General features: G+C 70.0%; 6 protein-coding genes. 3 read left to right on the forward strand and 3 right to left on the reverse strand.

The genetic code is table 11. From position 1 onward, the window contains the following. Positions 1–996 (forward strand): LacI family DNA-binding transcriptional regulator (locus tag WBP48_RS17745; protein WP_424442065.1); only part of this gene is annotated, 996 nt, incomplete at its 5' end. 149 nt (positions 997–1,145) lie between these two features. On the opposite strand, the gene WBP48_RS17750 is transcribed toward WBP48_RS17745, so the two are convergent. From WBP48_RS17750 to rsmI, 3 genes are all read right to left on the reverse strand, one after another. Next, entirely contained in the window at positions 1,146–2,024 is an 879-nt protein-coding gene (locus tag WBP48_RS17750) for a TatD family hydrolase (RefSeq protein ID WP_424442066.1), read from the reverse strand. Beyond that, positions 2,021–3,586, reverse strand: coding sequence for a methionine--tRNA ligase (gene metG, locus WBP48_RS17755; RefSeq protein ID WP_424442067.1), 1,566 nt, complete (start codon positions 3,584–3,586; stop codon positions 2,021–2,023). The genes WBP48_RS17750 and metG overlap by 4 nt, the downstream gene beginning before the upstream one ends. A gap of 286 nt (positions 3,587–3,872) precedes the next feature. Further along, the gene (gene rsmI / locus WBP48_RS17760; RefSeq protein WP_424442068.1) at positions 3,873–4,709 is read right to left on the reverse strand and encodes a 16S rRNA (cytidine(1402)-2'-O)-methyltransferase; all 837 of its coding nucleotides are present in this window, start codon (positions 4,707–4,709) and stop codon (positions 3,873–3,875) included. A gap of 23 nt (positions 4,710–4,732) precedes the next feature. Between rsmI and WBP48_RS17765 the strand changes: the two genes are divergently transcribed. Both WBP48_RS17765 and hrpA read left to right on the forward strand, forming a co-directional pair. Then, positions 4,733–6,322: a dolichyl-phosphate-mannose--protein mannosyltransferase gene (locus WBP48_RS17765; RefSeq protein WP_424442069.1), complete on the forward strand. Its 1,590-nt coding sequence runs from the start codon at positions 4,733–4,735 to the stop codon at positions 6,320–6,322. A gap of 26 nt (positions 6,323–6,348) precedes the next feature. Then, a partial coding sequence (gene hrpA, locus WBP48_RS17770) for an ATP-dependent RNA helicase HrpA (RefSeq protein ID WP_424442070.1) occupies positions 6,349–9,223 on the forward strand: 2,875 nt, incomplete at its 3' end.

Genomic DNA, 9,223 nt, shown 5'->3' on the forward strand with positions numbered 1-9,223 from the left:
ATCGGATGCCGCGGCATCCTCCCCCAACCAAGGCCCCCGATGAGCCGGGTCACCCTCCGCGACGTCGCCGCGCGGGCGGGGGTGTCCACGGCGGCGACGAGCCAGGCCCTCAACGACCGCGGCAACCTGCGGCCCGAGACACGCGAGCGGATCAAGGCGATCGCGGCAGAGCTCGGCTACGCGCCGAACAAGCATGCGGCGGCGCTGCGGAGCGGTCGCACGATGTCGATCGGGTTCGTCATGGCACAGGGTTCGCTGCAGGACGGTCGTCGTGCGCTGCACCGCGCCCGCCAGCTCGATGCCCTCGTGCGCGCCGGGGCGCAGCGCGGTTTCGCGGTGACCGTACTGCCCGACACTCGTCCCGATCTGCTGGCCGGCGCACAGATCGACGCGCTGTACTTCCCGGACCCCGCCGACGACCGCGCGGTGCTGCGCGAGGCGCAGGCCCGCGGCATCCCCGTTGCGGCGAGCGACCTGACGGTCGCGGGTGGACTGACGATCCGCACCGGATACGCTGCCGCGGTGCGGGCGGGGCTCGGACATCTCGCGGCGGCGGGCGCCGAGCGGATCGGGTTTCTCGTCGACGAGAGCGAGGTGCCGCGCGATCAGCAGGGTGAGAGCGCGTACCTGGCGTGGAGTGCGATCAATGGGCGGATGCCGCTTGTCGCCCGCATCGACGCGGGGCGGCGACGGCTGGTGCCCGCGCTGCACGAGTTGCTCGACGCGGGAGCCGACGCGGTCTTCGCGTTCTGCGAGGAGGGACCGGAGATCTACCTGCACCTGGAACAGATCGGCACCGTCATCCCGCGTGACCTGCAGTTGGTCGCCCTGTGCACGATCGACTACGACCTCAACGAGCGACTCGGGATCACCCAGGTGTGCCTGTACCCCGAACGAGCCGCCGACATCGCGTTCGAATCACTCGAAGACCCCGACATCACCCCCGGATCGATCGACCTGCCGTTCGATCTCGTGCGGGGCTCGACCACCCGCTGAACGCGGACGCTGGGAGTGCGCCGAGAGCGCCCGGCGCCTGATTCCGCGAGACCGTGTCCCTGTGTCGAAACCGCATGCTCTTTCGTATGGTCTCGACCCGCAGCGGCGGTTTCGCGGATGCAGACGCGCGTCCGTGCCGCGTCGGACGGTCAGTCCTCGAACGCGCCGTAGACCTCGCGCGTGTTCGCGGCCAGCTGCGCGCACAACTCCTCGACCTCGACGCCGAGCTCGGCGGCCATGAAGCGCACCGTCACGGGCACGAGATACGGCGCGTTCGGCCGGCCGCGGAACGGCGTCGGCGTCAGGAACGGCGCGTCCGTCTCGACCAGGATGCGCTCGCGCCGGGTCACGGCCAGCGCGTCACGCAGGTTCTGCGCGTTCTTGAACGTGACGTTACCCGCGAAACTCAGCCAGTAACCGCACTCCGCGGCGATCCGCGCCATCTGCTCGTCACCCGAGAAGCAGTGGAACACCGTGCGCTCGGGTGCCCCGACCCGCGCCAGCGTCTCGAGCACGGCGTCGTGCGCGTCGCGGTCGTGGATCTGCATCGCGATCCCGTGCTTCTTCGCGAGCGCAATGTGCGCCTCGAAGCTCTCGAACTGCGCCGCGCGGCCCTCCTCGCCGGTGCGGAAGAAGTCCAGCCCCGTCTCGCCGATCGCCCGCACGCGCGGCTGCGCGGCGAGCTCGTCGATTGCGGCGATCGCCTCGGCGAGCATGCCGCGCTCGGCATATACCGGCGCCTCGTTGGGATGGATAGCCACCGCGGCAAGCACACGGGGGTGGGATGCCGCGGCCCACGCCGACCAGCGACTCGACTCGATGTCGCCGCCCGCTTGCACGACACCCAGCACCCCGACCTCGACCGCGCGGGTCAGCTGCTCGTCGAGCGGCAGGCCCTCGCCGTCCTCGATCTCGAGGTGGCAGTGGTTGTCGTACACGGGGACGGTCAGCGGCTCGGGTGCCGGCGGGTACGACACGTCGCGCGAGCCCTTCTCGCGCTGCCTCACGTAGTTCGACGGGTCCGTCACGCGGGCTGCTCGATGCGGGGGAACAGCGGCGCAAGGCCGTTCACGCTCGTCCCGGGAACGAGCTGACCCCACCGACCGGCGTCGCGCAGCGGCTGGTCCTTCAGGCGCCCCGAAGGACCCAGCGCCTCCCAGAGCTTCGCCGTCGCCTCGGGCATGAACGGCGAGAGCAGCACGGCGAGCGCACGCAACCCCTCCGCCGCGGTGTACAGCACGGTGCCGAGGCGCTCGCGCTGCGCGGCGTCCTTCGCGAGTGCCCAGGGCTCGTTCTCGGTGATGTACCCGTTGAGCGCATCGACGATGGTCCAGATATCCGCGACCGCCTCGTCCGGGCGGAAACGCTCCATCGCCGCGTCGGCGGATGCCGCGGCATCCGCCACCGCCCGCTGAATCGCCAGGTCGCCCTCGCCGTACGCAGCCGCCGGCGGCACGACGCCCTCGAAGTACTTCTCGATCATCGCGGTCGTTCGCGACGCGAGGTTGCCGAAGCCGTTGGCGAGCTCCGCCTGATAGCGCGCCGAGAGGTCCTCCCACGAGAACGAGCCGTCCTGGCCGAACGCGATCGCCGACAGGAAGTAGAAGCGGTAGGCATCCGACCCGAACACGTCGGTGATCTCCGTCGGCGCGATGCCGGTGAGCTTGGACTTGCTCATCTTCTCGCCGCCGACGAGCAGCCACCCGTGCGCGAAGACGCCCTTCGGCACGTCGAGGCCGGCGGCCATGAGCATCGCCGGCCAGATCACGGCGTGAAACCGCAGAATGTCCTTGCCGACCACGTGGTACGCCGGCCAGCGGCGCGCGAACTGCGCCGGGTCGGTGCCGTACCCGACGGCGGTCGCGTAGTTCAGCAGCGCGTCGACCCACACGTAGATGACGTGCGACGGATCCCACGGCACCGTGATGCCCCAGTCGAACGCCGACCGCGAGATCGACAGGTCCTTCAGGCCGCTGCGCACGAACGAGACGACCTCGTTGCGGGCGGACTCGGGGCGCACGAAGTCGGGCTCGGTCTTGTACAGCTCGAGCAGCCGGTCCTGGAACTCGCTGAGCTTGAAGAAGTAGTTCTTCTCCTGCAGCAGCTCCAGCGGCTTGGAGTGGATGGCGCAGACCTTGAGCCCCTCGAACGCTCCGGTGCCGTCGACGATCTCGGACTCGGGCTTGAACTCCTCACAGCCGACGCAGTACAGCGCCTCGTACTCGCCCGCGTAGATGTAGCCGCGGTCGTAGAGGGCCTGCACGAACTTCTGCACGCTCTCCTCGTGGCGCGGCTGCGTCGTGCGGATGAAGTCGTCGTTGGCGACGTCGAGGGTCCGAAGCAGCGGAAACCAGCTCTCGGTGACGAGCTTGTCGACCCACTCCTGCGGCGTCACGCCGTTGGCCGCGGCGGCGCGGAGCATCTTCTGCCCGTGCTCGTCGGTGCCGGTGAGCATCCAGGTGTCGTCGCCCGCCTGGCGGTGCCAGCGCGCGAGCGCGTCGACGGCCACCGTCGTGTACCCGTGACCGATGTGCGGCAGGTCGCTCGGGTAGTAGATCGGCGTCGTGATGTAGAAGGAGCCGGAAGTCACCCGACGATTCTAGAGCGGGCGGATGCCGGCGCTCGCCCGTGTGACAAGACCGCGCCGGCGCCGCAGGGTCCATCCCCCACCGGTGATCGAGTGCGCCCGCGCTGCGCGTCCCCACCGGTGATCGAGTGCCGGCGCGCCAGCGCCGGTGTATCGAGATCACAGCTCGCGACTCGGTTGCGATGGTTTCGATACACTCGCGGCTCCGCCGCGAGCACTCAACCACCGGTGGTTCAGCGCGGCGCTCGCTGCGCGAGCGCCGCCTGCCCTTCGATACGCGCCTGCGGCGCTACTCAGGGACCGTAGCCTGCGCTCGCTGCGCGAGCGCCGCCTGATACAGGTCGCGGGAGCGCAGACCGGTGGCGGCGGCGACCTCGGCGGCGGCATCCTTCAGGCGCATGCCCTCGCCCACCAGGCGCTGCACCTGCAGGGCGGCTTCCTCCGCCGACACGGCACGCGCCGCTGCTCCCCCCACGACGACGACGATCTCGCCGCGCACGCCTTCGGCGGCCCACGCCGCGAGCTCGCCGAGGCCCCCACGGACGACCTCTTCGTGCAGCTTCGTCAGCTCGCGGCACACCGCGGCGGGTCGTTCCGCCCCGAAGGCCACGGCCAGCGCCGCCAGAGAATCCGCCAGCCGTGACGGACTCTCGAAGAAGACCATCGTGCGCGGCTCGGCCGCGAGTGCCTCGAGCGCGCGCCGCCGCTCCCCCGCTTTGCGCGGCAGGAAGCCCTCGAATGTGAATCGGTCGGTCGGCAGGCCCGCGACGGCAAGCGCTGTGACGACGGCACTCGGGCCCGGCAGGGCCGTGACCCCCACGCCGGCAGCGACGGCCGCCGTGACGAGCGCATAGCCGGGGTCCGAGACCGTCGGCATCCCCGCGTCGGAGAGCACGAGCAGGTCCTCGTCGCGCGCCCGCTCGACGAGTTCCGCCGCGCGCTGCCGCTCGTTGTGGTCGTGCAGCGCGATCAGCCGCGGGCGGTTCGCAACTCCCAGCGCCTGCAGCAGGCGCTGGGCCGTGCGCGTGTCCTCCGCCGCCAGCGTCGTCGCATGTTGCAGAGCTGCGACCAGCCGCGGTGACGCGTCGCCGAGGTTCCCGATCGGTGTCGCGGCGAGGATGATCACCGCCCCAGCATAGGCTTGACGCCGTGACGACGACCGACGAGCCGCTGCTGCCGAGCGCCCGCCCGTCGTTCTATGACAGGTGGCGCGGCCGCGTCGCGGGCGAGCCACGACTGCAGCGCCTCTACGGGTGGATCGTCCCGACCCTCATCACACTCGTCGCCGGCATCCTGCGCTTCGGCAACCTCGGTCATCCCCACGTGCTCGTCTTCGACGAGACGTACTACGTGAAGGATGCCTGGAGCCAGTGGAGTCTCGGCTACGCGGCGGCCTGGCCGGACGGTGCCGACGCGCGTTTCGCGGCCGGCGAGACAGACATCTTCACGACCGATCCGAGCTTCGTTGTCCATCCGCCGCTCGGGAAGTATCTGATCGGCATCGGCATGTGGCTGTTCGGCGCCGACAGTTCTTTCGGCTGGCGCGTGGCGACGGCGCTGTTCGGCACGGCGCTGGTGCTCCTCCTCTTCCTCGTCGCGAGAATGCTGACGAACTCGCTCGTGTTCGCCGCTGTCGCCTCGGGCATGCTCGCGATCGACGGCCTCGGCATCGTCATGAGCCGTGTGTCGCTGCTGGATACCTTCCTCGCCTTCTTCGTCGTGCTGACGTTCTGGTTCACCCTTCTCGACCGGCGCACGCATCTGGACCGGCTCGCGGCGAGGACCCTGGCCCGCGAGCACGATGGGCAGGTGCCCGCGTGGGCCCCTGTTCTCTGGAACCGCCCGTGGCTGCTCGCCGCAGGAGCCGCGGCGGGCGCGGCGACGGCGGTCAAATGGTCGGGCGTCTGGGTGCTCGCCGCGATCGGCCTCTACGTCGTGGTCACCGACGCACTGGAGCGGCGACGCCTCGGCGTGACGTTCTGGCCGGTGGATGCCGTGCGCCAAGGGCTCGTGTCTTTCGTACTGCTCGTGCCGGTCGCGTTCGTCGTCTACCTGTCATCGTGGTCGGGGTGGCTTCTCAGCGACGGCGGCTACGACCGGCATTCCGCCGACGCGGAACCCGCCACCGGGTTCTTCTCGTGGGTGCCGCTACCGATTCAGAGCCTGTGGCGCTACCACCAGACGATCTACAACTCCATGACGGGGATGACCTCGCCGCATAGCTACGAGAGCCCTGCGTGGCAGTGGCCGCTGCTGTGGCGGCCCACGTCGATGCACGCGTTCTCGACCACCGACGGACAGAGCGGATGCGTCGGCCAGAACGGATGCCTGGAGATCCTCTACAGCATGCCGAACCCGCTGCTGTGGTACGGATCGGTGGCCGCTGCGGTGTACCTGGTGTACCGATTCGTCGTCGGCCGCGACTGGCGCCATGCGGTCGTCCTTCTCGGCATCGCGGTGACCTGGCTGCCGTGGCTCGCGTACCCCGAGCGCACCATCTTCCAGTTCTACACGATCGTCATCTGGCCGTTTCTGCTGCTGGCGTTGACCTTTGCGCTCCGCGAGATCGCGGGGCCCGCACACGCGACCACCGCCCGGCGCACGGCCGGCGAGCGTGTCGTGCTGGTGTTCCTCGCTATCGCGCTCGTGCTCTCGGCGTTCTGGTACCCGCTGTGGACGGCGACGCAGGTGCCCTACGACTTCTACCGCCTGCACAACTGGATGCAGGGCTGGGTGTAGCCGTCCGCACCATACGATGGAAGGCTATGCCCGAGCCCGTCATCTCCTATCCCCCCGAGCTGCCCGTCAGCGCGGCGCGGGACGAGATCGCGCGCGCCATCTCGGGTCATCAGGTCGTGATCGTCGCCGGCGCCACCGGCTCGGGTAAGACGACGCAGCTGCCGAAGATCTGCCTCGAGCTCGGCCGCACGTGCATCGCACACACCCAGCCCCGGCGCATCGCCGCACGCACGATCGCGGAGCGCATCGCGCAGGAGATTCAGGTGCCGCTCGGCGGCACCGTCGGCTACAAGGTGCGCTTCACCGATCACGTGTCGGCCGACACCAAGATCGCGCTCGTGACCGACGGCATCCTGCTGAACGAAATCCACCGCGACCGCCTGCTGCGTCGCTACGACACGATCATCGTCGACGAGGCCCACGAGCGCTCCCTCAACATCGACTTTCTGCTCGGTTACCTCGCCCGCATTCTGCCGAAACGCCCCGACCTCAAGGTCATGATCACGTCGGCGACGATCGACCCGGAGAGTTTCGCGAGGCACTTCGCGGATGCCGACGGCAACCCCGCCCCCATCGTCGAGGTCTCGGGCCGCACGTATCCCGTCGAGATCCGCTACCGCGACGGCATTGACGACGACGACGTCGACACCCTGCTCGCCGCCCTCCGCGAGCTCGACCGCGAGCCCGACGGCGATGTGCTCGTGTTCCTCCCCGGCGAAGCCGAGATCCGCGACACGATGGATGCCGTTCGCGGCATGTATACGAAAGATGCCCGCCCCACCGAGGTGCTGCCCCTGTTCGGACGCTTGTCGGCGGCGGAGCAGCATCGCGTGTTCGAGCCGTCCGCCGTCGCCGGCGTGCGCCGTCGGGTGATCCTGGCGACGAACGTCGCGGAGACGAGCCTCACGGTCCCCGGCATCCGCTACGTCATCGACGCGGGGACGGCGCGCATCTCGCGCTACAGCGTGCGCTCCAAGGTGCAGCGCCTGCCCATCGAGGCGATCTCGCAGGCCTCGGCGCAGCAGCGGTCGGGCCGGGCGGGACGTACCTCGGACGGCATCGCGATCCGGCTGTATGCCGAGGAGGACTTTCTCGCCCGCCCAGAGTACACCGAGCCCGAGATCCTACGCACGTCGCTCGCGTCGGTCATCCTGCAGATGCTCGCGCTCGGTTTCGGTGACATCGAGCAGTTCCCGTTCCTCACCAAGCCCGACAGTCGCGGCGTCAAGGCCGCGTTCGAGCTGCTGACCGAGCTACGAGCCGTCTCCGGTACCCGGCAGCTCACGAAGCTCGGGCGTGAGATCGCGCGCCTGCCGATCGATCCCCGCTTCGCGCGGATGCTGCTGGAGGCGCGGCGCCTGGGCGCCACCCGCGACGTGCTGGCGATCGTCGCGGGGTTGTCGATCCAGGACGTGCGCGAGCGTCCCTCCGCCGAGGAGGGCGCCGCGCGCGAGCAGGCCGACCGGATGCACGCGCGGTTCGCCGACCCGACGAGCGACTTCCTCGGCATCCTGAACCTCTGGAACCATCTGCAGGAACAGCAGCGCGAACTCGGCTCCAGCGCGTTCCGGCGGATGTGCCGCACCGAGTTCCTGAACTATGTACGCGTGCGGGAATGGTTCGACGTGCACCGCCAGCTCCGCCAGCTCCTCGGGGTTGACCGCTCCACAGAAGCGCCAGCCGCGGCCGACCCCGCCCTCGTCCACCGCGCGATCCTCGCGGGCCTGCTCTCGCACCTCGGCATCCTCGACACGCGCTCCCTCACGAAGCCCGGCGAGCGCCCGAAGGGCCGCAAACAGCTCGCCGAGTACCGCGGGGCGCGCGGTGCCACCTTCTCGATCTTCCCCGGTTCCGCCCTGCGAAAGGCCTCCCCCGATGCCGTCATGGCCGCTGAGCTCGTCGAGACGTCGCGGCTCTACGCGCGCACGGTCGCCGCGATCGATCCCGCGTGGGCGGAAGAGCTCGCGGGCGATCTCGCTCATCGGCAGCTCAGCGATCCGCACTGGTCGAAGGATGCCGGCGCCGCCGTCGCCGCCGAGAAGGTCACGCTGTTCGGGGTCGAGATCATCCCGCGGCGGCGCGTGCAGCTCGCCCGCATCGACCGCGAGCTCGCGCGCGAGCTGTTTCTGCGCCACGCGCTCGTCGACGGCGAGTGGAACTCGCAGCACCTCGACAAGAAGCTGACGGCGTTCGAGCGGCGGAACCTCGAGCTGCGGCGCCGGCTCGAGAAGGTCGAGGAACGCGAGCGCCGGCGCGACATCCTCGTCGGCGACGAAGCCGTGTTCGCGTTCTACGACGCGCGCGTGCCGCAGGACGTGTTCGATGTGCGCTCGTTCGAGTCGTGGTGGCGGGATGCCTCGGCGCGGACGCCCCGCCTGCTGGATCTCACCGAGAGCGATCTGCAGGACGACGCGTCGCGGTCCGACGAGCGCTCTTTTCCCGGCCGTTGGCGCCAGGGCGACCAGGTGCTGTCGCTCACGTACCGCTTCGAGCCCGGCAACCCCGAAGACGGTGTCAGCGTCGTCGTCCCGCTGCCGCTGCTGGCGGGCCTTGCTCCCGACGGGTTCGACTGGCAGGTGCCGGGGCTGCGCGCCGAGCTCATCACGGCGTTGCTGAAAGCACTGCCGAAGGCGATCCGGCGCCACGTCGTCCCGGCGGCGGACTGGGCCGCGAAGCTCGGCGAGGACCTCGTCGCAGACGGTCCGGAGCACCACGAAGGCCTTCCCGCGCAGTCGTTGCGCGCAGCGCTGGCACAGCGCATCCAGCGCGTTGCGAACCAGCCGGTGGCCGCCGCCGACTTCGACCTCGACCGGGTACCCGCGCACCTCACGATGACCTTCCGCGCTGTCGACCACCGCGGCCGGACGATCGGCACCTCGCGCGACCTCGCCGACCTGCAAG

Origin of the sequence: Microbacterium sp. (genome assembly GCF_049661145.1) — a bacterium.
In the GTDB taxonomy this organism is placed as follows: domain Bacteria; phylum Actinomycetota; class Actinomycetes; order Actinomycetales; family Microbacteriaceae; genus Microbacterium.